Raw genomic sequence first — 24,662 nt, 5'->3', positions numbered from 1 at the left:
AAGGGTGCAGCCCGTTCCGCAGCCTTTCCGCTGCAGGGTTGATCAACGGCCCGGCTGAAAGATCAAGAAGCCGGCGAGCCGGCGCCAGTCCGGAACGGCGGCTGCACGGTGTACCACGGGCCCGGCTCCGCACCGGGCGTGTCCGGGCTCGCCCCCCAGCGGAACCCCGGCCGAAAGGGCGAGCGCAGGTGCTCACCGAACGGGCGTGGTGCGGCCCGTCGCCCCGTACGTGTCGAACACCTCCTCCAGCGCGCGCCTCCCCGGCCATCCCACGCCAGTCCGCCTGTACCAACGCAAAGTGAGGAACATGATGCGCAGGTACAGCGTCCCCGCTTGCGCCACGGCGCCATCGGCCCCCAGCGCGCGCAGCAGCCAGGGCGCCAGCGCGGCCCCCGCCGGGCCGATGACGGTCGACTGAAGGGGCGCCAGCAGCAGGGACTGCCGCAGGATCTGCGACGCGGCGGCCGCGTTCCCCGCGCCGCGGGCCCGGGCCACCAGTGCCATGGTGCCGGTGGTGATCCCGAACACCAGGATCACCACCACCATCGCGATCTGGTTCGCCATTCCCAGCCCCCGTCGGAGCGCCCGCACGGGGCGGCAGGGGGTCGCGGTGCTCGACTTTGTGCGCCTGCCGGCAGCATCCGTCACGACCACAGCGAGAGGGATACGCGCGATGGACCTTGTGTACGCATCCGATGGGAGCGGGTTCACCTGCGCACCGCCGCCCCCGGGTCGCCATAGACCGTGTAGGCCAGCCAGGTGGGGTCGTCGTCGGAGCGGATGGCCAGGCGAGCCGCGCGCACGGCGGCGCCGAGCCCCTTCCCGGCGCGGAGCTCGCGGTAGAAGGCGCGCGAGAAGCCGCTGGCTGCTTCGTCCGAGATCGACCAGTACGCCCCCACGAAGGCGCCCGCGCCCGCGTCGAGAAACTGCCTCGCCCATCCGCCCGCGCCCACCAGCGTAAAGGCGCCGCGGGCCCCGTGGCACGAGTTCAGGAACACCAGCGGCTGCGAATGTCCCAGGTTCCGCGCGTCACCGCTGATTTCGTCGGAGCGCAGATCTTCCTTCCCTTCCAGCAGGATGGCGGAGCGGTCGGCGTTGGGCCCCCGCGTGACCCCGTGGCCGCTGAAGTGGAACCCGTCGAAGCTGCCGCCGGCGAGCGCCTTCCGCACGTCCAGGTAGCGGGCCGGGATCTCGCTCACCGCGCCACCCTCCCCGGCCAGCGAGAGGAGGAACTCCCGCTCCTTCGGTACGTCGGGCAGCTTGGAGTCGCGCGGCATCACCAGCGCCAGGTTGTCCAGCGTGAGCCAGGGGCAGCGCGGCACGCCCGGGATCCACCGGGTGACCTCGAATGCTTCGCAGAAGAACGGGCCCTCGGCCACCTTCCCGTCGCGCATCCCGGTCAGGCGGCACAGCTCCCAGGGGATCCACGCCTCCTCGGAGTAGATCTGCACCGAGGCGATGCGGTGGTGGTGCTCCCAGAGGAACGCCCGCAGCTCGGCGGGGAAGAGGGACTCGAACAGCCGCGCGCCCTTTCCCTCCAGCTTCCGCGCCACCAGCTCGGCCGAATAGTCGGGCCGGTGGCCGATCTCCTCGATGTCGGCGAAGAAATCCTCGAAGTATTCCAGCGGTTCCATCCCCAGCGGCACCGGCCCGAACTCCTTGTGCGTCAGCCTGAGCGCCGCGTCGCGCGCCGTTACCCGGATGCTGAGGGACGGAGATTGACGCGCGTCGCGCTGCTCCAGGATCAGCAGAGACAGGTCGGGCCCGGCGGACGGCGCGGCGCCCAGCGCGCCCGCCGCGCTCACGGGCGCCGCTGCCGCGTCGGGACCGGCCTCGCCCGCCGGGTGGACCACCGTCTCCAGGGGAGGGAGGGCGCCCAGGAAGCTTCCGCCGTGCAGCGCGTACACCCGGACCACGCCGGGCCCGGGGCGTACGGCGTGCAGCCGGAACTGCGCACGCGCGGCGGCGTCGCCGTCATCGGAAACGTGGAGGGTGGCGGTGCTGTTTCCCTCCACCTCGAAGCCTTCGCGCGCCTGCACCAGCACATCCAGCCTGGAGCCGCCTGGGAGATCCACCCGCAGGGGTGACGCTTCCGTCCCGACCTCGACCGTGAGGAGCACCACCTGGCCGACGGCCGCCTCCCCGGGCATCTCTGCCCGGAGGTACCGCTCCGCCGTCTCGTCGCCGGCGGCGCGGCGCGGGTGCCGGGACTCTCGGTCGGCCATCATGAAGCGCGTGCCGTGGCCGGAGAGGAGGCCTGGCTCGAAGACCCAGGCGAGCACTCCGTCCTCCATCACCAGACAGGGCTCCCGCCCCGCCAGCGCGTCGCCGCGCGACCGGACGGGCACGGCGCGGAGAGCGTGCGTCAGTTCGCTTTCCTGGAGCCGCGCCGATCCGTCGATGCCCGTGGTCCTCTCCTCGAAGTCCCGCGCGGAAACCAGGTAGTAGTCCGGCGCGTCGCCCACCGCGATCACGAGGTGGCGCGGGCTGGTTTCGTCCAGCAGCCGGCGCGCCTGTTCGATCGAACGCAGGCCGCCGACCACCAGGAAGCGGTTGGAGAGGGTGGGATTGAGTCGCATGATGGCCCGGCGGAGGGAAATCTCCGATCACTTGTACCGGCGAAGACGACATGGTAGCGCCATCTCCCCGCCGCGGCGAGCCCCGCGCGGGCTGGGAAAAGAGGGACGGCGCGGGCGTCGTACGTCCTCCCTGATCGCCGGCGTGAAGGGAGCAGCGGTGAATCGCCCGCTACCAGAAACGCATGCCGAACACGCCTTCCTCGCGCAGGAGGTGCGGGATCGCGCTGGCGAGGTGTGGGAGCCAGGGCTGGAGGACTTCCGCGTCGGGGCGCGTCCCGCCGTCGCGGCGGAGGATGACCTCGGAGAAGGCCTGACGGAAGGGTGCGCTGGCCGGGGTGAAGTAGAGGATGCCGGGGCGCGCGTCCGCCACCAGGCACAGGACCTCCACGCGGGGCGCGTCGGTGCCTTCCGTGAGCCGGGCGGTGGCCGGCGCGAACCGCACGGGGCCCTCACGCTCCATCTCGTGGATGAGCTGGAAGGGATCCTCGTCGATCAGCACCAGCAGGCGCGGGACGGGGCCCCCATCTCCGAACCACTCGCCGACCCACGCGGAATCGTTCAGCGCCGCGTGCGACACCATCATCAGCACCTCGGCCTCCGGGTGCCGTCCGGCGATGTGGTCGGCGCCCGCGCGGTCCACGACCAGGAAGTCGACCCGCGCGTCGCTCCGGCGGCCGGGCCACCAGCGGCGGAACCCGGTGATCACGGGCCGGTCCCACGCGTCGAGCAGCCCGCCCGGCGCGATCGGCCGGTACAGGTGCCGCGCCTTGGCGGTGGGCATGGCCACCAGCTGAAAGTGGCTGCCCTTCCCGGCCGTGAGCACGAACGCGTCGAGCACCTCGTCGTCGGCCGTGCGCGCGTCCACGAACAGCGCCGGGAGGGGCGTTTCGCCCACCACCAGCACCTCGTGGCGGAACTCGCTGAACAGGGCCTCGGTTTCTTCCCGCTCGGTGGCCGGCACCTGCCACTCGAAGTCCGGGCTGGGTCCCGTGAACGCCTGCACGCGGGAGACCAACTCCGGCAAGTCCTCCTTCTGCTGCTCGTACCGCGGCCGAGGATACCCCTTCTTCTCGAGCGCCCCGGCGAAGGCCTCGAAGGCGGCCAGGGTGGGGATCTCCATCTCGCGCAGCGAGGCGGCCGCCAGGAGCTCGGCTTCTTCCTCGGCGGTGACGCCGGGAGCGGCCAGTGGTGCCAGCGTGCCGCCGTCGGCCGCGATCGCGTGGTCCATCGCGGCCAGTGCGGCCGCCGCGCCGGCCGGGTCGAGGATCGCGCGGAAGCGGCGGTCCGGCCGCATCCGCTCGTCGAACTCCAGGGTGGGCCAGTGTTCAACGGGGAGCTCGAGCAGGTGCGCGTAGACGTCGGTCTGCATGGCGGCGCGCGCGCACGAGGCCAGCGCCATCAGCGACAGCCGGGGCCGCGCGGGGTCGAACAGCGCCAGGAAGGTGGACAGGTAGCGCCGGTACCCGGGAAAGCCGGCGATCAGCACCGGGTCGAGCGGTCCGCGGCTGACGGCCCCGAGCGCCGCGACGGTGGCGTACGACTCGTGCGTCTCCACCGAGAGATCGACCATGCGGGCCACCAGGCGGTCGAACCCGTGATGCCCCGCCTCCGCCAGCCTCCCGGCCAGCATCATCGCGCTCCCGAAGGTGGTGCTGGCGTTCAGGAAGGCGTGAAAGCTCTCGTGCCACGAGACCATCGCCGCCACCGTCGCCCCCTGGTCCGCCCCCGGGTTGACGTAGCGGACGTGACCCACCGGGTCGTAGGCGCCCTCGGGCGACTCTGCCCCCAGGATCCGCGGCGTGTCCGGACGTTCATCGCGCATGGATTACGTTCCTCGACACGGCTGGTGGCAGAAGGGTACGTGGGTAGTTTCCGTGCCGCGCTCGGAACGCAGCCGCCACGAAAGGTACGTTCCCGGAAACGTGCCACGACTCCGCCCCCCGCGCCACCTCCGCCCACGCGCGCTGCTCCCGGACGCTCCTCCACACCGTGTGGTTCCGCCGGCGGACGGCCGCTCCCGTCACATCGACGACCGTCCCAGCTCCCGGAAGCCTGCCCCTGGAACTCGTTCGCTACGCCATCGACGGAGGAGGCGTTCCTGCCGCGCGACGGGCTGGACGGGCCGTCGCTCATCGAGTGGATGACGATGACGCAGGAGGAGTTCAGTGCGCGCTTCAAGGGCTCGCCGATCAAGCGTGCCAAGCGCCGGGGCCTGCTGCGCAATGTCGCCGTCGCGCTGGGCAACTGGGGCTCGCCCGGAGCCGTCTCCGCGCTCGCCGTCGCGCTGAACGACGAGGAGCCGCTGGTGCGCGGGCACGCGGCGTGGGCGCTGGGGCGCATCGGCACGGAGGCGGCGCGGCAGGCGCTGGGGGGGCGGGACGAGGTGGAGGCGGAGGCGTGGGTGCGGGAGGAGATCACGGCGGCCCTCGGCGAGACCGACGGCCGCTCTGGACCGATGGCGACACGTCTGGAGCCGTTCGTAACGTGACCCGCGAGGCCGGTCGTTCGCGGGATCCGGGCGCCTCGGCAGCTGGACAACGTCCAACGTGTCCGCCGGTTGGCCGGCACCGCTCTCGCGCTCATTCGCGACCTGCCGGGGCTTTCACGAGCCCGATACGCCACGCTGAGGATCTACCATCGACCGCCTGGACCAGGCCTTATCCCTCGGCCGGCGCCTTCTGCTCATTCAGCCCGTACACCCGGCCGTCCGGTCCGCGGAAATGGCGGAAGGCGTAGCCCATCTCCGGAAAGCGGTTGATCTGGCCGAGCAGCTCGCCGCCGGCGGCCTCCACCGCACGGGACGCGGCCTCGATGTCGTCCACGCGGAAGCCGAACGCGACGCCACCCTCGTTGTAGCCGAAGGGCGGCAGGCCCTCCGGCAGGTACAGCTCCAGAATGGTGCCGTTGGGCATCGAGAACACGCTGACGCCCGGCATCTCCATCATGGGAGTGAGACCGAGCGTCTCGGTCGCCAGCTTTTTCATCGCCGCGAACTTCGTTTCGTCTTCGAGCGTGACGGCGTGCCAGGTGATCCCATCGACTTGCATGGTCGTACCCCTTGGTGAAGTCTGGACGGAGCTCGGCGAGAGCCCGGAAGGGCTCCGACCCCGGTGCCCGGAGGACGGTTGCGTCGGCTCCGCTCCGCCCGCGACCGCCGACTTGCCCGCGTCCGCGAGCCCGGCCTGCCGGCAGTTCTCCAAGAAGTCCCGGAACGCCGCGGGTACGATCTGGTCCCTGGCCGAGGCCGGGAGCCGCGGGCGCGAGGACCGCCTTCGGGCGCCAGGGCGTCGGGGCGTCGGGGAAGCGGAAGTCAGGAAAGCCGACGGGGACCACCACCCTCTCCATGCCCCCTCCGGAGTCCTGCGGGACGGCGATCACCAGCGAACCCTCCGGCGTGAAGCCGAAGAAGCCGAGCTGTCCTCGGAGGCGTGCGTGTCGGCGGCCGGGAGGGCGGGGGAGAGCGAGGCCATTCTCAACTCTTTCACAAGGTGGGGAGCGAAGGGCGGCGGGCGCCCGCGGACTCCACCTCGCTTTTCTCTTCCGCGGGGGTGCTCCCTCCGTCGGCCCCGTCTCCCACCCCGGAGCCTTCGTCGAAAAACGGCCCGCCCCCTCCCGGCGGCGGGCCCTTGCGTCACGGATCAATGCTGTCCTTGCCGAGCGCCCGGGGGCGCCGGGCTCAGGCGCCGGTGCAGGTGAACGCGCCCCAGAACGCCGGGTGGGCGAAGGGGGGACGGCCTCCGGTGCGGTGGGTCAGCGCTTCGAGGTCCTCTCCGCGGCGGAAGCCGCGCTCCCGCCAGCCGGACGCGATCTCCCGCGCCTCGTCCGCCCCGAGGTCCCGGAGCCAGAGCTGGGCGGCACGGAGCGCGGCGGCAGGTGGATCGCCCCGGCGGACGTGCCGCTCGTAGAAGGCGGGCCACAGCAGTGCGCAGGCGAGGTCGTGCACCGCCCAGAGGCTGCTGATGACGCTGGCGCTCCCGGCCTGCAGGAGCGCTCCAGGGAGGCCGACGTACTCGTCCGGTGACAGGACGTGGTCCACGACCCCGCTCTCGCACGCCGCGAGCGTGACCAGACGTGCACGCGCGAGGTCGAGCTCCGCGATGATGCGCCACCCCGGGAGTTCGTCGCGGACTCCGGTGTCCCGCGCGCCGAGCTGGAGCGCGGCGTGGAGGGGATCGGTGGCGGTGGTCGCGTGGCAGGCGAAGTGGAGGTGGGAACAGCTCCCCGCCCGCGCGAGGACGGCCGCGGCGGTCGCCTCCCAGTCGGCCAGCACGTTGCCGCCCGTCACCGCGGCGACTCCGGCGGCTTCGACCCCAGCGTACCGCAGCGGCCGCAGGCGCGGGTCGGCGTAGGTGCGGACGGCGGCCACGAGCGTGCGGCCGAACTCCCTGTCCTCCGCGCGTGCCTGGCACTCGCGGAGCACGAACGCCGACGGTGCGTAGCGGACCCGGTAATCGTCCATCAGGTAGCGCCGCTCGCCGCCCGCGTCACGCCAGGCGGCGTGGAGGGGGAGGAGCTGGAGCCCGCCCTGGGGCAGGATTACGAGCTCCTCGGTCTCGGTTCCTTCGAGCCGGTCGTGGACCGGGCCGATGAGCACGGCCCACAGCATGGCCAGGAGCTGGTCCAGCGCCGCCTCGCGCTCCGTCCGGGTGCGCTCGGAGGTCTCCGCACGCCGGGCGACGTAGTCCTGCAGCCAGGTACGCGATTCGTCTGGTGCGCCCGGCCGCCACACCTGGCCGGGGCGCAGCAGCTCGAAGAGCTCGCCCGCCTCGATCCAGAGCACGTCGGCGGGACCTACCTGCTCCTGGCCCGGAAAGAGGAGGAAGACCGCCCCGCCCATCGCGGTGAGGAGCGGCGCCACGAGGCATTCGCCCGGCCGGACCAGGTGTAGGAGCTCGGCCGGACGGAGCGGCGCCGGGAGAAGTTCGGGCTCCCCGGACCGGAGCGCGGCGAGCGTCGTTCCGAGCGCCTCCCGGGCGCGGCGGAGCTCGTCGCGCGCGTGGTCGGTTCCAGCCGCGTCCCAGGAGGCGAGGCGGCGCGAGAGTTCGGCCTCCAGTCCGCGGATCGTCTCGCGCAGGGTGCGGATCCCGGCGCGTGCATCGTCGCTCAGCCGGGCGAGCGCCGCGTCCGCGAGGCCCAGCGCCTCGCCGAGGAGGCGGGCTTTCCCTTCCTCCAGCAGCGTCAGCGCAGCATCTGGCCGGCCGAGGCGCAGGAGGCAGTACGCCGCGTTCGGGTAGATACGCGAGAGGTGGGACACCTCCGCGCGCCGGCCTGCGGCGGTGTACGCCTCCGCGGCGAGTGCCACCCCCGCCTCGACGGCCCGCTCGTACACGGCGAGCGCTTCGCGCCACCGGGCCCGCTCGAAGAGGAAGTGGCCAAAGTCGGCGAGCGTGCGGCGACGCTCGAACGCGAGCTCAGCAGTATAGACCTCGAGCGCCCGCCGGTAGCAGGCGACGGCGCGGCGCTCGGCCACCGAATCGCCGGGGAGCTTCGCGTATGCGTTCCCCAGCACCTCCGTCACGTCCGCCCAGTCCAGCGGGTTGCGGGCTCGCGTGCGCACGTGCAGGGCGCCCCGCAGGTGCCGGATCGCCTCGCGGACATTCGCGGCCGGGTCGCCGGCATGCCGCTCCAGGTACCCCAGCCCGAGCAGGTACTTGGCCGTCGCCCACCGAACCGGCTGCTCTCCCAGGCGCAGCACCTCCAGCGCTCCGCGCGCGCACTCAATCGCACGCTCGACGTCCCGGGGCCGGTGCGCGGACGCGCGGAACCGCTCGGCCAGGCAGATGCTGCCCAGGTTGATCATGGAGTCGGCCCAGCGGTGCGGGACGCGGGACCGGCCCCGGATCGCGAGCGCGCTCTCCAGGTGAGAGATCGCCTCCCGCCGGTCCCGCTCCGGATCCCCGACGGGCCGGATCCGATAGGCGAGTCCGAGCGCCTGGTGGACGAGCGAGAGGGTGTCCGCGTGCTCCTGGCTGGTGTCACGGTGGGGACTGAGGGCGGCGAGCGCGGCAGTAAGGTGCTGGATCGCCAACTCCACGTTGTCCGTCGGCTCGCCGCGCACCCGGTCCAGGTACGCGTTCGCGATGTTGACGCGGGTCTTCGCGTGGTCGATCAGATCGACCTCCGCCGGCCGGGCGCGCAGCGCCAGCCGGAAGTAGCAGAGCGCGCGGTCGCGGTTGCGCGCGGGATCACCCGCGATGCGCTGCCGGTATGCCTGTCCGAGCCCGTCGACGATCCGCGCCCAATGCTGCGTCCACTCCCGGCGCCGCGTGACTCGCAGCGCCCGGCGGTACCAGCCGATGCAGAGCTCGATGTCGGCGGAGCGGTCGCCGTCCGGCCGCAGGAGGTAGCAGGTGCCCAGGTTGAAGGCCGCGCGCGACCAGTTCCGCGGGGCCTCCACGGGAGTCCAGACCTCGAGGACCTTCTGGAAGGCCTCGATCGCCGGGCGGGCGTCGGCCAGCGCGCCCCAGACAACGCGCTCCAGGTAGGCAACGGCAAGACGGAAGTGCGCCGCCGCCCATTCGTCCGGGTCGCGTCTCTTGTCGGCGTGGTCGGCCGCCGCCCGCAACTCCTCCACTTCCAGATCGACGTCCTCCACGTCGGCTAAGCGTTCTGCAGCCGCTCCGTCCACATCTCGCACATCACCTCGTGCGCGTTGTTCACGAAGAGCCGTGCTACGAGAGTGGCGGCCACCGCCGCCAGCGCCGGGGCCAAGCCGGCGTAGGCGACCAGCGCCGCCGAGAGCGCCGCGGCGAAGGTCGCGCGGCTGGTGAGCGCCTTAAACAGGTCCTGCCTGACCTGTGAGTTCTCCGGGTCCTTGCCGCACACCAGCGCGTGGGCGTCCCGGCTCACGCGGGCGAAGAAGCGGCGGCCGAACTCGCGAAGCTCGTCGAGGGAATCGCTCACGACCGAGCGGTGCGTCCCCGCTGGCGCGAACGAGCCCGCCTGCAACGGGTCGTCGAGAATGGCCCGGCGCCGGATCTCGAGTTCGGCGAACAACTGGTCCGGCTCGTATTCGAGCAGCTCTTCCACGGCCTGGACGGCAAGGAGATGCGAAGGTTCCATTGAAGTCTCCGGGCGGATAAGACAAATGGGGAGGCAGCGAACTCCGACAACAGAGCGGCGTCGCGGAGGCGTTGTCAACCGGCGGACCCCGCCCCGCGACACGAGGTAAGGTCCAGCCGAGCCCGTGCTCTCGACCGCAAAGCGCCCGGCTCCCCGGCTCCCGGCCTGTACACTCGGTACAGCAGTCGCCGGGGAGCCCTCGCGGCAATCTGACCGATTCCGCTGTCAAGAAGGAGTTCAGTCGTTGGGCTTCGCTCGCACCGTCCGGCGCCCGGTCGAAAGAGGGATTGAGAAACGGCCGCCTGGACCGGGCCTTATCCCTCGGCCGGCGCCTTCTGCTCGTTGAGCCCGTACACCCGGCCGTCCGGTCCGCGGAAGTGGCGGAAGGCGTAGCCCATCTCCGGAAAGCGGTTGATCTGGCCGAGCAGCTCGCCGCCGGCGGCCTCCACCGCCCGGGACGCGGCCTCGATGTCGTCCACACGGAAGCCGAACGCGACGCCACCCTCGTTGTAGCCGAAGGGCGGCAGGGCCTCCGGCAGGTACAGCTCCAGAATGGTGCCGTTGGGCATTACGCTCAGTTCCTGGCACGGTGCCGCACCGTCGGTTCTGCACGTTCCCGAGTCGCTCCCTCCAGGGCAGATTCGCCGTGATGTGGCGCCGGGGTTGTCCGGGGCATACAAGCGGCCCCGGCGAAGCGCGCGCCGGGGCCGATCTTACTGCCGTGGAGGGTCAGGCCGTCAGCCGCCGCACCACCTCCCTCGCGCCGCGCCGGTACACCGTGAGGCACACCAGCTGTCCGTCGGGGTCCAGCACCTCCCACCAGCGCGTGTTCGCCCGTTTGCGGATGGTGTAGCCGGCGAGTTCCGCGGCGGCGCGGGTGGCGCCCTGCTGTGCGTTGGCCATCGTGTACCTCCTGACTGGCTTGACCCCCGGCGCCCGGACAGGGCTATAGCTTTGGCGAGCGGGCGGCCTTCGGGTCGGTTCGTCGACGAGGCTGGCCGGGACTTCTTCGCGGGAGATTCGGCCAGCCTTGCTTTTCGCCCTGCTGGATAGAATAATATGTCCAACCGCCCGATTTGTCAAGAGAATTCTATCCAATTCGAACGATGGATTTCAAAGAAGCCACCGACATCCTGACCCGCCGCATCACCGCCGATGAGATCGCCGAAGCGGCCGGCGTGTCGATCAGCTCGATCGCACGGGCGCGCCTAGACCCGTCCAGTTCCGCGTATCGCTCGCCGCCAGAGAATTGGCGGCCGGTGCTCGCACGACTGGCGCGCGAGCGTATTGAGGAATTGATGCTATTTCTTGGAAATCTCGAGCGACGGTGAATACCCGAGCATTGTTTACTACCTGTCTCTGTTGATGCCTTCGATCCCCGTGTCGCTCACCTGGAAGCGGCAGACCGCGTCGTCCGGCTGGCACCGCAGCACGATCCGCCCGGCCGGCGGCGTGAACTTCACGGCGTTGGTGAGCAGGTTCACCAGGATCTGGCGCAGCTTCTCCACGTCCGCGCGCACGACGAGGTCCGGCGCGCACTCGCCACCACCAGCTCCAGCCCCTTGGCCCGCGCCTCCGGAAGGACGAGCGCCTCGGCCGCGGCGATGGGCTCGCGCACGGGTACGTCCCGCAGGTCGCACTGCACGGTGCCCGTTTCGAGCTTGGCGTAGCTCAGCACCTCGTTCACCAGCCCCAGCAGGTGCTTCTGACTCAGCTGGATGCGTTCCAGGTCCTTGCGCTGCGCGTCGGTGACGAGACCGCGGATCCCCACTCCAGCAGCTCCGCGTAGCCGCTGATGGCGTTGAGCGGCGTCCTGAGCTCGTGGCTCATCACCGCCAGGAAGTCGCTCTTAGCCCGGTTGGCCGCGTCCGCCTCCGCGCGCGCGCGGAGGCGTTCCTGGCGCGCGAGGGGCTGGACGGGCCGTTGCTGATCGAGTGGATGACGATGACGCAGGAGGAGTTCAGCGCGCGCTTCAAGGGCTCGCCGATCAAGCGCGCCAAGCGCCGCGGCCTGCTGCGCAACCTCGCCGTCGCGCTCGGCAACTGGGCTCGCCCGAGGCCGTCCCCGCGCTGGCGGTGGCGTTGAACGACGAGGAGCCGCTGGTGCGTGGGCACGCGGCGTGGGCGCTGGGGCGCATCGGCACGGAGGCCGCGCGGCAGGCGCTGCGGGGGAGGGAAGAGGTGGCGGGGGACGCGTGGGTGCGGGAGGAGATCGCGGCGGCGCTGACCTGGCGCGGAGTGGGCAGCAGCCCCGGCCCTTCGGCGTCAGCTCCCATTGTACGTGCGTGTACTTGAAGATACTTTGTCGGGAAGTCCGCGTGGGCATTCCACGCATCTCCCCCTGTCCTGCTTGATGTCGCCTTCCTTCGTCTACGTAGTTCAGCATGCTCCCCATTGAACTCAAAGAAGTCTTCGTTAGTTCAACCGTCCGCGACCTGGGTGATTACCGCGAGGCCGTGCAGGATGCGCTTCTCAGGCGCGTCGAGGTCGCCGCGTACCTGAGTGAGGACTGGAGCGGGGGATTGGACGATACCGTGCGGAAGTGTCGCGGTCGGCTGCACCAGGCTGACGCATATTTCGGGATCTTCGCCTACTGGTACGGGTCCGTCCCGCCGTACCACGCCGAGTCGATTACCCACCTGGAGTTCAAGTGGGCCTTGGAGCGCTGGGGCGACGCGGCGGTCCCTCCCATCGCGGTGTTCATGCCCGAGGGCGAGGCCGAAAAAGCGTTGCGCCGCAGGGCTGAGGCGCTCTTCAAGGCGGACCACGGCCACCTTTCCGAGGCGGATCGGAAAACTCTCCGCGACCACTTGTCCCGCCAGCTGGCCACGTTCCATGCGGACGTGCGCACACCGGCGGGCAGGTGGCGCACCGTCAACCCGTTCAACGATCGAGCCGAGCTGCGCGAGCGGGCTATCGTCACCTGCCTGCGGTGGCAGCAGAAACTGCCCCCGCTGCCGGGCGGCCGCACCCCGACCGACGAGGAGCTGGGCCAGCTGGGACGCGAGGCGCAGGTATCCGCGGCCAGGCGTATTCTCAGCAAGGCCAGCTCCCGCGCGGATGTCCCGGCCGTCGCGCTGCTGGTCACCGGCGGAGAGGACGCGGGGCAGAGCGAGCTCTGCAGCCATCTCCTGACGCTCCCGCAGCTCCGGCGCGGCCGCCGCGCGGGACGGGGCCGTCCCTCCACGGAGCGGTACGAGCTCCCGGCCTTTGTCGCGTGGGCGGCGCAGGCGCTCGGCTTGGCGCCGCGCCCGTCCGAGGCGCCCGTGGAGACGGTGGATGCGCTCGCCGGCCGGTTGCACGATGCGCTCCGGCAGCAGCAGCTCACGCTCTTGGTGGACCAGGTGGAGCGGTTCCCGGGCAAGGTGGCTGGTTTCCACGACCGCTTCTGGACGCCGCTCCTGCACGAGCTGCGCGCCCGGGGGCCGGTGCCCAACCGCTTCGTGCTGATCGCGGCCGACTACACGGGGCATGCGGAGAGCTGGGCCGGGCGGGCCTGCCCCTCCTCGGACGGGCTGGATGCCGGCCTGCTCGCAGGCCTGCTGGCGGAGCTGCCCGCCCTTGCGGACTTCGGTGAGGAGGACGTGCGGGACTGGCTGGACGAGGTGGAAGTCATCAATGAGCCGGACGGCCGGCACGACGCGCTGGTCGAGCTCGCCCTCACCCGTCCCGGCGGGGAGCGCGACGGGACCCCCCAACGCGTGTTCGCGCGGCTCTGCAAAGCAACCCTGTGGCCCGAAGAGGAGTGAGCCCCCCATGAGCCTGCCCGAATACAGGGGCGACCAGACGCCGTTCTACGTGGCCGGCCAGGAGGTTGCCGACACCGTGAACCTCGCGATTCACCTCCGGCGCCCGCTGCTGGTGGAGGGCGAGCCCGGGTGCGGCAAGACCCGGCTGGCAGACTCCATCGCGGCGGAGCTGGGGCTGGGGCCGCCCGTAAAGATCTCCGTGAAGAGCACCTCGCGCGCGCGGGACCTGCTCTACCGGTTCAACGCCATCCGGCGGCTGCAGGATGCGCAGGACGTGACCAACCAGCACGCCCGGTCCATCCACCCGTATCTCTCCCTGGGGCCCCTAGGCAGGGCGATCCAGGATGAGCGGCGGGCGGTGGTGCTCATTGATGAGGTGGACAAGGCGGACATCGACTTTCCCAACGACCTGCTGGACGTGCTGGATACCTTCACCTTTCAGGTGGAAGACCTGCCGGAAGAGGAGGAGGCGGAATCGCGGGAGAAGAACGGCTTCGGCCGCACGGTGACCGCGCCCGCGGGCGGCGAGCCCATCGTGGTCATCACCAGCAACCGCGAAAAGCGGCTCCCGGAGCCGTTCCTGCGGCGGTGCCTGTACGTGCATCTGCGCTTTCCGGAACGTCAGGAGGTGCTGCGGGAGATCGTCCGGAAGAACCTGCAGCTCACCGCGGACGAGGTCGGCCAGGAACTCCTGGACGCGGCGGTGGAGGCGTTCCGCCAAGTGCGCGACGCATCCATCGCCGTGGACGCGCAAAAGCCGCCCACGACGAGCGAGCTCATCGACTGGGTGAAGATCCTGCACTGGAAGGCGGCGGATCCCGCGTCCCTGCGCAGGCCGGGGGAGCTGCCGCCCTACTGGCAGGCGCTCTTCAAGACCCTCCCGGACCTGGAGGCGTACCGCAAGACGGTGGACGCCGCCGCCGTCGGACGGGAGTAGGACGCCATGGAACCGGAGCTGGTGCTGCGGGGCGTGTTTGTGCACCTGGTAGAGCACGGGTTCCGCCTGGGCGTACGTGACTACCTGGATGCGCTGCGGGCGCTCCGCGGGGGGTTCGGCGGACAGGGACGGCGCGAACTGCTGCGGATGTGTCAGACGCTGTGGGCCCGCACCGAGGCCGAGGCGCGCACGATCGCGCTCTTCTTCGACCGCATCCCCGTTCCCACGCCCGACGACGTCGCCACGCTGACGGGTGCGCCCCGGGCGGAGGAGACCCCGCGGGAGCGCGTCCCGCGGCAGCCCGGGGGGGAGCGCGGAGAGGACGCCGCCGCGGCCGAGGAGAAGGGCCCGGCGCTGGGCGTCTCGTTCACCCCCGCCGCGCAGGACGCGCTCGGGCTGCCGCGCGCCCAGGCCTCGCCCGCCTCGGAGGAGATGTTCATCCTCACTCCCAGGCCGGTGATGCCGATTCGCTCGCTCGTCATCGCGTGGCGGCGCTTTCGCGCGGCGTCGCGCACGGGCCCGCGGGTGGAGCTCGACCTGGACGCCACGGTGGCGGCCAAGTGCCAGACGGGCCTGCTGGAAGCCCCGGTGCTGGTGCCCGCGCGGCGCAACTTGGCGCGCGTGGTGGTGCTGATGGACGCCAGCCCCAGCATGCAGCCTTGGCAAGGGTTCGGCGAAGTGCTGGAAGCGTCGCTCCACCAGGGGCAGCTCGGCGGATGGGTGCTGCGCTTCTTCGACAACGTGCCGGACGTGCTCTACCGCCACGAGCGGCTGCTTGCGCCGGAGACGGTGGAGCACGCGGTCCGTGCGCACGCGGAAAGCACGCTGCTGGTCATCAGTGACGCGGGCGCGGCGCGGGGCACGCGCAACCGGGAGCGGATCCGCGCGACCGAGGCGTTTCTCGCGGCCGCGCATCCCCGCTGGCGCCCGTCGGCGTGGATCAATCCCATGCCGCGGGCGCGCTGGTAGGGGACGTCGGCGGAAGCGATCGCACGGCTACGGGGCGTGTCGATGTTCGAGCTGGCCGAGGAGGGGCTCGTGGAGGCGGTCGACGTGCTGCGCGGGCGGGCCGCGTGCTGACGGGAGACGCGCGATGAGCGGATCCCGCGCTGCGGCCGCGCTGCGGCCGCTAGAGGCGTTCGACGCGCTCGCGCGGTTTGCTCGCCGGCGCGGCGACGTGTCGCTCCGCCTGGCGATGCATGCCGCCGTCCCGCAGAGCTTTCGTCCCGAGCTGCTGCACCTGCTCAAGCTGAACTTCGTCCCCGAGGCTGTGGACGACACGGCCGCGGAGGCCGACGTTCTCTTGGCCCCGTTCACGGACGATCTGGGCGGCGGGTACTTCCAGTTCGATCCCGAGATCCGCCGCCTGCTGCTGGACTACCTCGGCGACACGTACGCGGCGGAGCCGGTGCTGCGCGCGCGGCGGGTCGCTGACTTCCTGCTCCGGTACGTGGGGCGGGCGGAGCGCCATGTGTTCGCGGTGCACGACCGCCTGGGACGGGAGTTTCTGGAGACGCAGCGGTGGGTGGGCCTGGCGTTCGCCCGGCCGGAGGAGGCGGCGGAGCAGCTTGCAGGCGCGCTCCAGGCTGCCGAGGAGATGCCCGAGCTGGGGGCGCGCCTGCACCTGGGCGGCTTGGCGCAGGCGGTGGCAATCCCCCTCGCCCATCACCGCGACCTGCTCAACTACGCACGGGGGCTGCAACTGCTCGCGACGGGCGAGACGGACGCCGGGGAAGCGCTCCTGGAGCCCCTTCTGGACCGCGAGATCACGGTGGGCCGCGTGACCCTGCAGCCGCGCCGCGTGGTCAGCGAGGCTCCCCCGGCGGACGAAGCTCCGGCCCCGCCAGAGGAGACCGCCGCGCCTGGAGCGGAGCGGGTGTATCGCGTGTTCATCAGCGGGACGCTGCTGGATCTCAAGGAGTACCGCGAGGCGGCGGCCGCGGTCTGCGAGCAGCTCGGCCTGATGCCTGTGCGCTGGGAAACGCTGCCTGCAACAACCGAATCCCCCCACAGCCCGGCGTTCTGGGATTCGCAGCGCATCGACTTGCTCCTGTGCCTGGTGGGGAAGCGGTATGGCTACGTGCCGTCGGGCCAGGAATGGTCCGGCACCGAGACCGAGCTGAATCACGCGCGTTCTCGTGACATCGACGTGCTCCCGTTCTTCGTGGATGCGGGCGATCCACCTTCCAACGGAGAGAATCGGGAGCGGCTTCAGGCTTTCAGGACTCGCATTGTAGACGCGTTTGCTGTCCAGGTCGCCGACTCCCCGGAAGAATTCCGCGAGAGGCTGCAGCGGCAGCTCACGACGTGGATTCATCGGCGGCAGGAGCGCTCGCAACGACCACATTCAGCAGATGAAGCGAAACGCACGGAGAGCGAGACGCCGGGACTCATTCGCAGCCTTTTCCTCTCGTATGACCCAAGTGAGTGGCATTTTGCGCGGCAGCTCCAACGCGATTTGGCGAACGCGGGCTTCGAGATCCGCATGGACGTGATACATGTCCCAGGTACCGCCCTGCTCCCTGCGCTTCAACGCGCAATCGACACCTCGGACAGTTTCTTGTGCGTCGTCACGCAGCATCGTGCTCAAAAAGTATTGTACTCTGAATGGCAATTCGCCCTGGACCGAGGTAAGCACGTCATCCCCCTCATGCGCGCAGGGGATCGTAGCCGTGACCTGCCGCAGAAGCTTCAGTCGCTCCAATCCATCGATTTCCGTCAAGAGCGCCCGTATGAACAGGCGCTGAGCGAGCTATTGCACGCATTGCGTCAAGCTCCGGCACCGCGCCTGGGCGAGTTGTACCGCGTTCCGTCAATGCCGTCCATGCTCGTCGAACGTGATGAGATTCTCGAGGAGGTAAAGAAGTCCGTCTTCGAAAGTGGGTCACAGGCAACGATTCTCGAGGGGCCGGCTGGGATCGGAAAGACTACGCTGGCCATTGCGCTTGCGCATGACGAGGGAGTGCGGCGGCGGTTCTCCGATGGCGTGCTCTGGTTCCCGGACCAGGGTGATTTCCGCGATCAGCAGGCGGCTTTCCTCAACACGCATACCGACGCGCTCAGTGAGGCTGAGGCAGGCTGGCCGGCTACATCCGCCAGCATTGCGATGGGCATGCGCCGTGTGCTCGCTGACGGAGCATATCTCGTCATCCTTGACGACGTACAGGATGGAACTGCAGTCGAGTCGCTGGCGGGGGCTGGACCGCAGACGCATGTGCTGGCGACCGCGCGGGATGCTCACGTCTGGCGCGGCCTCTCCGCAGAGGTGATTTCCGTGCTGCCGTTCACGGGTGAAGAGGCGCTCCGCTTCCTTGCACTCCGATCAGGGGTTCCACTCGATGACCTGCCTCCGGAGACGCGTGAGATTGCCGACTTTACCGAGTTTCACCCGCTGACACTCGAACTGATCGCGCGGCAGTTGCGTGCGGGTACGTCCTGGAGCGCAGCGGTCGACACACTACGCGATGCGAGCAACACATGGAGCCGTGATGAGCGTCTGCTGATGATCCGGCGGCTGGACATGCTTCCACCTTGGGAACGCAGGCTCCTCGCATCGCTGACCCTTTGATGCGGGCGAGGAAATCCAGGGAAGCGAGGTGTCGTTCCTTGCGCGCGCGGCGGCTGCCGCACATCCCGGTGAGGCGGAGCAGGCGCTTGACAGGCTGGTTGAGTTCTCACTGGTGGAACGGGTCGAGGACCGCTTCCCTCCCGTAGTCCGCCTGCATCCGCTCGTCCATCGGCTCGCTTCGCGCGATCTGCCGGCTGCCGAGCAGGTGAACCTGCTGCGCCATCTTGGAGAGCAGGCCGCCCACGAAGACGAGGATGCACTGGCGGAGCGCTACTTTGCTCAGTTGGCGCGCGTTGCGCTTTCGCGCGACGAAGCGGATGTGGCCCTGTACGCGTTGGCGAACATCAGCGCTCCAATCGCTCGTACCGTAGCGTTGCAGGAGACCGACATCCAGGATCTACCCGCTGAATGGTATGAATCAGCGGCTGGGATTGCGTTGCTCGGGGAGATTGCGGCGGGGGCGCGCGAGGACGGCGACCTCTCCGGTGCGCGTGAGGTACAGGAGCGGCTGCTGCGTTCGTCCGAACGCGTTCTCGGGCCTGAGCACCCGGATACGCTGTCCGCGATGGTCCGCCTGGCAATCACGGAATTTGATTCGCGCAATCTTGCTGAAGCGCGAGCGCTGCAGGAACGCGTGGTACAAGCACGCCTGCGTGTGCTCGGCCCCGAGCACCCCGACACGTTCCGTGCAATGTTCGACTTGGCGGCTACGTTGAGCCAACAGCAGGACTTCAAGGGGGCAAGGATGGTGCTCGAGGATGCCATTCCCCGCATGCGGCAGGCGCTTGGGGCGGAGCACCCCGAGACTCTCGGGGCATTAAGCCGCCTGGCCAATGTGCTATTCAAAGGCGGAAGTCTTTTCCAGGCACGGGACATACAGGAGAGAGTCCTGAGCGCAAGACAGCTCGTTATTGGTGATAAGCATCCGGAAACGCTTGGCACCATGGCAGACCTGGCGCTCACGAAGCGGGGCCTCGGTGATCTCGAGGGCGCCCTCGATCTTCAGCGGCAAGTGCTCGCTGGCCAGCAGGAGCGCCATCCGCCCTACCACTGGAATACGATTGCCGCGCTCCACGAGCTGGCGGCTACCAATTTCCAGGCGGGTAGGCTGGCCGAAGCCCGTGAGCTCCAGACAGACGCGTTGACGGGCATGCAGATCACGCTGGGCCCGGAGCATCCATGGACCACGACCGCGGCGTGGCACCTGATGCGCACACTCGTCGCCATGGGCCAGCGGGGAGCCGCTGGTCAGGTTTTCCGTGATTCCCTGCAATGGCTCATGGATCGTGACCCCGATTCATTACCGAAGGAGCAGCGGGAGATCCAGGCGGACCTGCGGGCACGGATGGAGGAACGAACAGACCATTCCATCGAACTCGCATAGACGCCGTCGCATCTGCGCCGCGTCATCTCACCCGTCCCAAACGCGTGGACTCCCGCTGACCTTTGTCGTCAGCGGGAGTCCTGTTCATGCGGGAAGTGGTGGTGCCGAATCCGGCTGTCGCGGCGGCTGTCCGACGACGTAGCCGCGACGCCCGTCGCGGCGGTCGCGAGCGCCCTGTCGCGCGCAGCGTTCATCCACTCCGTGAGCGCGGAGTAGACAGGTGACGACCGCACCGCTTAGGTGAAGAGCATCTTGATACGCACCTCAGTGAGGACGAAAGCTGAGGGCATGGGGCGATCAGTCCCATTCCGCACGGGGCCCGCGACAACGTCGCCGTCGCGCTGGGCAACTGGGGCGCGCCCGAAGCCGTCCCCGCGCTCGCCGCCGCGCTGAATGACGAGGAGCCGCTGGTGCGCGGGCACGCCGCCTGGGCGCTGGGGCGCATCGGCACGGAGGGGGCGCGGCAGGCGCTGTCCAGACGCGCGGCGATGGAGGAGGACGCGTGGGTACGGGAGGAGATCGCGGCGGCGCTCGGCCAAGAAGAATCCTGACGGCACTTTGTGATCAGTGTGACTGGTGTGAGGAACCCGAAACGTAGTGATTGTCGCCTTAATGTTTGCCTGCTGATCGGCTCGACGACTTAGGACCTTGAGATCTTCGTCCAGCGTTGACCCTGCTCGTTCACGCGGACCTCGATACTGAGTAGGCGCGTCGGAGGTGCGCCTAAAACGTCATGATCGTCTGCAGTGCCGCTCATAGTCAGGTCAGGGATTGGACGGCTAAGATCAGGCGTTCACGATCGGTTCGCAGCGCCTCCCGCCGCGGCTTGCACGTCGAATCCATCACGCGATTCACCGATACGCCCCAGATCCCCGACGTCTGTTTCCTTTCACCTCCTCGCCCTGGATTCCCTGTCCCGCGTGGGATGGCGATCCGGACGACGCTGTGGGACTCCGCTGACAGCGTCTCCTCCTCCGTCGCACGCACGCCTATTTAGAGTCAGAGATACTGGCGCCAAACAATCCTGAGCGTTATCGTTGCCAAGGTTGTACGCGCACGGATGCGGAGCGCTTCCGGTCGACTCTGAGCCAGCGGTACCATCCAGATGTTCCCATACGGTTCCCATATACAGTTTCTCGTCTGCCCTTATCGGCCGTGAGGTGCACTGCGGCGGTCCCGTAGGTCTCAGCAGATTGGCGGCGACGCTTGCGGTCGCTTGGATTTGTCTGCAGCGAGCGGTTCCCACCCGCATTGGGTTGGATAGGAGCCCAATGAAGGATAGTGCGTTCCACATGTTGCCAGTCTAGTCCTTGCCCACATGCATACGGTGCAAGAGATGCCCGTGACTAAGAACGCCTTGGCGGAAACCTGCTTGTCTGATGGTCGAAACGGAGTTCACGCCGTTCCACCCCAGTCCGCGTTAATCCAGAGCGTCTTCCATGGGTTTTATGAGCAACTCGTCGCATCCGTCCGCTGAATCGTCGATCGGAGAGTCATGCACCATCAGTTCGCCTCAGGCTGATGCCGCGGCGGGTTTGAAGACGTCAGAGCTTGCGAAGTCGTTGGCCGCGTCTGCCACCCTGCAGCTCGGAAAAACATTGCGTGTCAGTGCGTCTTCAGTTCATTCAAGAGTTGTCGGTGCGCGGGTCTGAGCGCAGGGCCCAGATTCGGCGTGCTGCTTGTGATGCACGCGACAGGCTGAGCCGGGTCGTGGATACGACGGACGCTGACGTGAGGGCGGCAGTTCGCCGCTACGGCTTCAGGGTTGTGGCGATAGAAGGCGCCGCCCGGCGTCGCTTTCATGTTTTCATTTCGACGCTGATTCCTGTCTTGCTGCTCTTGGATGCAGCGCCTTTCATGCTGCTCGCACCTGCCGCCCAGCCTGTCTTGGGCCGCCTTGCCATCCAGTCGTTCGGATTCAGCGATGCGTTCGCGATGTCGCTCCTGTTCGCGGTATCGTACTTGGTGTGTGCTTGGCCAGCGCTGGTGCCGCCTCCTCTCAAATCGCGCTATCGTTACCTGGCGTTTCCGGCTGTGACCTGGATCTGCATTTCGTCTCTGGCGTCGGCTATCATGGCTGGACTGGCGTATCCTACCAACCCGGCGCTTGGCATCAGCTTCGCCGCGGTTTCGCTGCTGGTTCCTGCTTCGTTCCTGCTGGCTTCGTGCGCGGGATGGTATCTGATGCGGTCCGAGAGGGCCTCTCCCGATTCACTCGCTCTCTTGCTTCGAAATCTAATCGATACATGGCATGATCTTCAGAATGCCCGCCGCTGGGCCAAGCCTCAGTTAAGACAAAGAACCACGAAGCGGTTGCAAGATGCCGAACTGGTTTCCCAGAACCTGTGGAAGCTCTTCAACCCACAGAACAGCGAACAACGAAGGTGGGCAAAAGAACGAGGGGAAGAGATCGCACGTTCGATCCGTCGCGTACATCGCGAAATGATTTTTTCCGCATCGGACACTAGGCCCCGCTTGGCCGATGAGATTAGCCGAATCTGCTTTTGCCTCGTCACATTTGATCTTCGCGATATCGGGAGTGAAAGCGCGCCCGAGAGTGTCACTCGCCTCACAGCCGGGACGCTGTTTCTCGGCAGTGTGGTCATCGTCGCCCCTCTTGCCGCCGTACTTCTTGTCAAGCTGGCGGGTGTTCCCATCAAGAATGAGGACTATATCTCCTTTGCCGCTCTTCTGTGGCTACTGCTTGGTGTTGTCGTCGTGAGTGGACCGCTTCTAGGGAATCAACTACCTGTTCTGGGTAGTTTCATGCGGATCATCGGAGGGAAGTGAAATGCAGCGACGTCCCGCACGTGATCCTGTGAGTGGCCGCCGCGGCGGAGATCGGTGCCTCAGCTGGGCACGCGCGGAACCGTGTTGATCCGCGTCTTCACCCATCATCACAGCCAACGTGTCAACTTCAGACTTCGACGCAGCGATCCCTGGCGGAGCCGACGAGCCCGGAACGATCCCGGAGCCCATACGGGATCCCGCAGCGCCACCGTCTCTGGCCGGCATCGCCGAAGGCGGCGCGGACACACCGGCAGCCGAAGCCACCGGAGAGTACGGTGTCGCACCGGCGGCAGTGTCCATGCCAGATCCGGCTGATCTCGTGGCGGCGATACTACAGCTGGAAAGGCACGTGTCCGCAGAAACCGGACGGATCCTGCAGGCATTCACCGAAAAGCTGGCGTTCGACAGGTTCAAGGAAGATCAGGTCGCGCAGCTGCACGCGGAGCTTCAGCAGCATCGTGAAGGGATGCTCGAACGCGCCACGCGTCCCTTGCTGAATGCGGTGATCCGCGTACACGACAACCTGGGCAAGGTGGTCGCCTCGTTGCGCACCCGGCCTCAGGAGGAACTCACGCCCGAACGGACCTTTCGCGTCCTCGACGGATTCCGCGAAGATCTGGAGCTGCTGCTGGCGCAGCATGGCGTGGAGCCATTCGATCCGTTGGACGATCGTTTTGACCCGCGGCTGCACACCGCATTGCGCACCGTCCACACGGATGACCCGGTGTTGACCGGACGAATTGCGGAGCGCCTTCGCCCTGGCTTCAGCCACGGCGAAGCGCTGCTGCAGAAGGCCCGCGTGGCCGTGTTCACGGCCCAGAGCGCCCCGAGGGCCCCTGGCCAGCCTACCGCACCCATCGAGAGCCCGGCGAACGGAGAACAGGGATGAACGCAACGCGCGTGTACGGAATTGATCTCGGCACGACCTACTCGTGCATCGCCTACGTGGACGAGCACGGAAAGCCCGTGGTGCTCCCCAACGAGGACAACGAGCTCACCACCCCCTCCGTAGTGTTTTTCGAAAGCGCCGAGAACCTCGTCGTGGGGCAGCAGGCGAAGTCGCAGGTGGCGATCTACCCGGAGCAGTGCGTCTCCACAGTCAAGCGGGCCATGGGCGATCCTCACTGGCAGTTCGAGGCGTTCGGGCAGACGTACCGGCCGCAGGACATTTCCTCGTTCATTCTGCGCAAGGTGGTTCGCGACGCGGAGAAGATCGTGGGCGAGGACATCCGGAACGTGGTGATCACCGTGCCCGCCTACTTCGGGCAGAACGAAAAGGAGGCTACACGCCAGGCGGGCGAGCTGGCCGGCCTGAACGTGCGCAACATCATTCCCGAGCCTACCGCCGCCGCGCTTGCCTACGGGATGGAGCGCGACACGGACGAGGTGATTCTGGTATACGACCTTGGGGGCGGCACGTTCGACGTCACGCTGATTGAGGTCAAGGCCGACGAACTGAACGTGATCTCCACCGGGGGTGACCACCAGCTGGGCGGAAAGGACTGGGATGATGCGATCGTGGAGTTCTTCGCTCAGACCATCGCCGCCGAGACGGGCACCAGCGCCGAAGCAGTCACGGAGGATCAGGAAACCTACCAGGAGCTGCTGAACATGGCCGAGCGCTTCAAAAGGGCGCTCACCAGCCGCACCTCATTCGCAGAGGCCACGCGCTTCGAGGGCGAACGGGTGCGGGTGGAGCTGAGTCGCGAAAAGTTCGAGGACCTCACCCGGCACCTGCTGGAGCGTACGCTGGCACTGACCGACCAGGAGCTGGAAAAGGCGCGTGAGCGCGGATACAGCCGGATCGACCGGCTGCTGCTGGTGGGTGGCAGCACGTTCATGCCGCAGGTGACGGAGGCGGTGCAGAAGCGCTTTCCCTTCGAAGTCCGCCAGTTCGATCCCAACCAGGCGGTAGCGAAAGGCGCGGCCGTCTTCGGCTTCAAGAGCTACCTGGACGACCAGATCCGGATCGGGGTGGCCCAGGCGACGGGACAAGAGGCTGAAGCCGTGGACCTGCAGTCGGTGGACGCCGGGGTGCTCGCCGCGGCGCAGAAGGAGGTGGCCAGCGTCCATGGGCTGTCCCTGCCTGGTTTGCAGAAGCTGGTGGACAAGAAGATGGTGGACGTGACCTCCAAGAGCTTCGGGATCGTGGTGATCGACGAGTACGACCAGGAGGTCGTGGCAAACCTGATTCAGCGCGACCACCGCGTACCCACGGAGAGCACGCAGAAGTTCGGAACGCACGCGGAGGGACAGGTGCAGGTAGACCTGCGGTGCATGGAGAACTCGTTCCGCGACGAGAGCACCGTGGCGCCGGCGGACTGCAAGGAGATCGGTGTGGCGGTACTGGAATTTGGCCGGGCCATGCCCAAGGGGTCGCCCATCGAGGTGACGTTCGCCCTCGGGCCGGACGGGCTGCTGCGTCTGCGCGGCGTGGACCTCTCGACGGGCCGGGACATCAAGGCGGAATTCCGCACCGAGTCCATCATGAGCCACGAAGAGGTGGAGCAGGCCCGCAGCCGCAACCTGGCGCTGGCCGTCTCCTGACGCTCCCGCAGCGGCGCGGCGCATTGTCGGCTGCGGCGGGCACGGCG

The 24,662-nt window shown here is 68.5% G+C and carries 23 protein-coding genes; 13 read left to right on the top strand and 10 right to left on the bottom strand.

Features of this window, described 5'->3' with window-relative positions:
* Nucleotides 1–192: 192 nt before the first annotated feature.
* The 3 genes from VGC13_RS01100 to VGC13_RS01090 form a co-directional block, all read right to left on the bottom strand.
* Nucleotides 193–564 (bottom strand): MATE family efflux transporter, encoded by a 372-nt coding sequence (locus tag VGC13_RS01100; RefSeq protein WP_331123340.1) that lies wholly within the window; start codon nucleotides 562–564, stop codon nucleotides 193–195.
* Between the two features lie 143 nt (nucleotides 565–707).
* Nucleotides 708–2,579 (bottom strand): CHAT domain-containing protein, encoded by a 1,872-nt coding sequence (locus VGC13_RS01095; protein ID WP_331123339.1) that lies wholly within the window; start codon nucleotides 2,577–2,579, stop codon nucleotides 708–710.
* Between the two features lie 169 nt (nucleotides 2,580–2,748).
* The gene (locus tag VGC13_RS01090; RefSeq protein WP_331123338.1) at nucleotides 2,749–4,401 is read right to left on the bottom strand and encodes a hypothetical protein; all 1,653 of its coding nucleotides are present in this window, start codon (nucleotides 4,399–4,401) and stop codon (nucleotides 2,749–2,751) included.
* A gap of 318 nt (nucleotides 4,402–4,719) precedes the next feature.
* Between VGC13_RS01090 and VGC13_RS01085 the strand changes: the two genes are divergently transcribed.
* Nucleotides 4,720–5,067: a HEAT repeat domain-containing protein gene (locus VGC13_RS01085; RefSeq protein WP_331123337.1), complete on the top strand. Its 348-nt coding sequence runs from the start codon at nucleotides 4,720–4,722 to the stop codon at nucleotides 5,065–5,067.
* 169 nt (nucleotides 5,068–5,236) lie between these two features.
* Here VGC13_RS01085 and VGC13_RS01080 read toward each other — a convergent pair whose 3' ends face one another.
* The 5 genes from VGC13_RS01080 to VGC13_RS01060 form a co-directional block, all read right to left on the bottom strand.
* Nucleotides 5,237–5,626 carry a VOC family protein gene (locus tag VGC13_RS01080; RefSeq protein WP_331123336.1) on the bottom strand — a complete coding sequence of 130 codons (390 nt, stop codon included), beginning with the start codon at nucleotides 5,624–5,626 and terminating at the stop codon, nucleotides 5,237–5,239.
* Between the two features lie 629 nt (nucleotides 5,627–6,255).
* Complete coding sequence (locus tag VGC13_RS01075; protein ID WP_331123335.1) at nucleotides 6,256–9,174, bottom strand: CHAT domain-containing protein; 2,919 nt, start codon at nucleotides 9,172–9,174, stop codon at nucleotides 6,256–6,258.
* A gap of 5 nt (nucleotides 9,175–9,179) precedes the next feature.
* Nucleotides 9,180–9,641 carry a hypothetical protein gene (locus VGC13_RS01070; protein ID WP_331123334.1) on the bottom strand — a complete coding sequence of 154 codons (462 nt, stop codon included), beginning with the start codon at nucleotides 9,639–9,641 and terminating at the stop codon, nucleotides 9,180–9,182.
* 314 nt (nucleotides 9,642–9,955) lie between these two features.
* Entirely contained in the window at nucleotides 9,956–10,210 is a 255-nt protein-coding gene (locus VGC13_RS01065) for a VOC family protein (RefSeq protein WP_331123333.1), read from the bottom strand.
* Nucleotides 10,211–10,370: 160 nt separating this feature from the next.
* Complete coding sequence (locus tag VGC13_RS01060; protein ID WP_331123332.1) at nucleotides 10,371–10,544, bottom strand: hypothetical protein; 174 nt, start codon at nucleotides 10,542–10,544, stop codon at nucleotides 10,371–10,373.
* Nucleotides 10,545–10,747: 203 nt separating this feature from the next.
* On the opposite strand from VGC13_RS01060, the gene VGC13_RS01055 reads away from it, so the two are divergent.
* The gene (locus VGC13_RS01055) at nucleotides 10,748–10,972 is read left to right on the top strand and encodes a hypothetical protein (protein WP_331123331.1); all 225 of its coding nucleotides are present in this window, start codon (nucleotides 10,748–10,750) and stop codon (nucleotides 10,970–10,972) included.
* A gap of 18 nt (nucleotides 10,973–10,990) precedes the next feature.
* Here the strand turns inward: VGC13_RS01055 and VGC13_RS01050 are convergent, their stop codons facing one another.
* Nucleotides 10,991–11,149: an ATP-binding protein gene (locus VGC13_RS01050; protein ID WP_331123330.1), complete on the bottom strand. Its 159-nt coding sequence runs from the start codon at nucleotides 11,147–11,149 to the stop codon at nucleotides 10,991–10,993.
* A gap of 202 nt (nucleotides 11,150–11,351) precedes the next feature.
* Nucleotides 11,352–11,471 (bottom strand): histidine kinase dimerization/phospho-acceptor domain-containing protein, encoded by a 120-nt coding sequence (locus tag VGC13_RS33375; protein WP_349264163.1) that lies wholly within the window; start codon nucleotides 11,469–11,471, stop codon nucleotides 11,352–11,354.
* Here VGC13_RS33375 and VGC13_RS01040 point away from each other — a divergent pair.
* The 11 genes from VGC13_RS01040 to VGC13_RS00990 all read left to right on the top strand — a co-directional run bounded on the left by VGC13_RS01040 (nucleotide 11,463) and on the right by VGC13_RS00990 (nucleotide 24,615).
* Nucleotides 11,463–11,726 (top strand): hypothetical protein, encoded by a 264-nt coding sequence (locus tag VGC13_RS01040; protein WP_331123328.1) that lies wholly within the window; start codon nucleotides 11,463–11,465, stop codon nucleotides 11,724–11,726. The two genes, VGC13_RS33375 and VGC13_RS01040, sit on opposite strands and share 9 nt — an antisense overlap.
* Nucleotides 11,684–11,935: a HEAT repeat domain-containing protein gene (locus VGC13_RS01035; RefSeq protein ID WP_349264164.1), complete on the top strand. Its 252-nt coding sequence runs from the start codon at nucleotides 11,684–11,686 to the stop codon at nucleotides 11,933–11,935. Before VGC13_RS01040 ends, VGC13_RS01035 begins: the two co-directional genes overlap by 43 nt.
* Nucleotides 11,936–12,024: 89 nt before the next feature.
* Nucleotides 12,025–13,389: a DUF4062 domain-containing protein gene (locus VGC13_RS01030; RefSeq protein ID WP_331123326.1), complete on the top strand. Its 1,365-nt coding sequence runs from the start codon at nucleotides 12,025–12,027 to the stop codon at nucleotides 13,387–13,389.
* A 7-nt stretch (nucleotides 13,390–13,396) separates the two neighbouring features.
* A complete protein-coding gene (locus tag VGC13_RS01025) occupies nucleotides 13,397–14,326 on the top strand; it encodes a MoxR family ATPase (protein ID WP_331123325.1) in 930 nt (309 codons plus the stop codon).
* Between the two features lie 6 nt (nucleotides 14,327–14,332).
* On the top strand, nucleotides 14,333–15,295 hold the full coding sequence (locus VGC13_RS01020; protein WP_331123324.1) for a hypothetical protein: 963 nt from the start codon (nucleotides 14,333–14,335) through the stop codon (nucleotides 15,293–15,295).
* Between the two features lie 124 nt (nucleotides 15,296–15,419).
* Entirely contained in the window at nucleotides 15,420–17,894 is a 2,475-nt protein-coding gene (locus tag VGC13_RS01015; RefSeq protein WP_331123323.1) for a TIR domain-containing protein, read from the top strand.
* A gap of 28 nt (nucleotides 17,895–17,922) precedes the next feature.
* Nucleotides 17,923–19,278 carry a tetratricopeptide repeat protein gene (locus VGC13_RS01010; RefSeq protein WP_331123322.1) on the top strand — a complete coding sequence of 452 codons (1,356 nt, stop codon included), beginning with the start codon at nucleotides 17,923–17,925 and terminating at the stop codon, nucleotides 19,276–19,278.
* 296 nt (nucleotides 19,279–19,574) lie between these two features.
* Nucleotides 19,575–19,829, top strand: a complete 255-nt coding sequence (locus VGC13_RS01005) for a HEAT repeat domain-containing protein (protein WP_331123345.1) — start codon at nucleotides 19,575–19,577, stop codon at nucleotides 19,827–19,829.
* 1,159 nt (nucleotides 19,830–20,988) lie between these two features.
* Entirely contained in the window at nucleotides 20,989–22,068 is a 1,080-nt protein-coding gene (locus tag VGC13_RS01000; protein ID WP_331123321.1) for a hypothetical protein, read from the top strand.
* Between the two features lie 118 nt (nucleotides 22,069–22,186).
* The gene (locus tag VGC13_RS00995) at nucleotides 22,187–22,957 is read left to right on the top strand and encodes a nucleotide exchange factor GrpE (protein WP_331123320.1); all 771 of its coding nucleotides are present in this window, start codon (nucleotides 22,187–22,189) and stop codon (nucleotides 22,955–22,957) included.
* On the top strand, nucleotides 22,954–24,615 hold the full coding sequence (locus tag VGC13_RS00990; RefSeq protein WP_331123319.1) for an Hsp70 family protein: 1,662 nt from the start codon (nucleotides 22,954–22,956) through the stop codon (nucleotides 24,613–24,615). Before VGC13_RS00995 ends, VGC13_RS00990 begins: the two co-directional genes overlap by 4 nt.
* Nucleotides 24,616–24,662 lie beyond the last annotated feature (47 nt).

It is taken from the genome of Longimicrobium sp. (assembly GCF_036399255.1).
In the GTDB taxonomy this organism is placed as follows: Bacteria; Gemmatimonadota; Gemmatimonadetes; order Longimicrobiales; family Longimicrobiaceae; genus Longimicrobium.
Note: the sequence above shows the minus strand (reverse complement) of the source record. Positions and strands in the feature narration are given on the sequence as shown.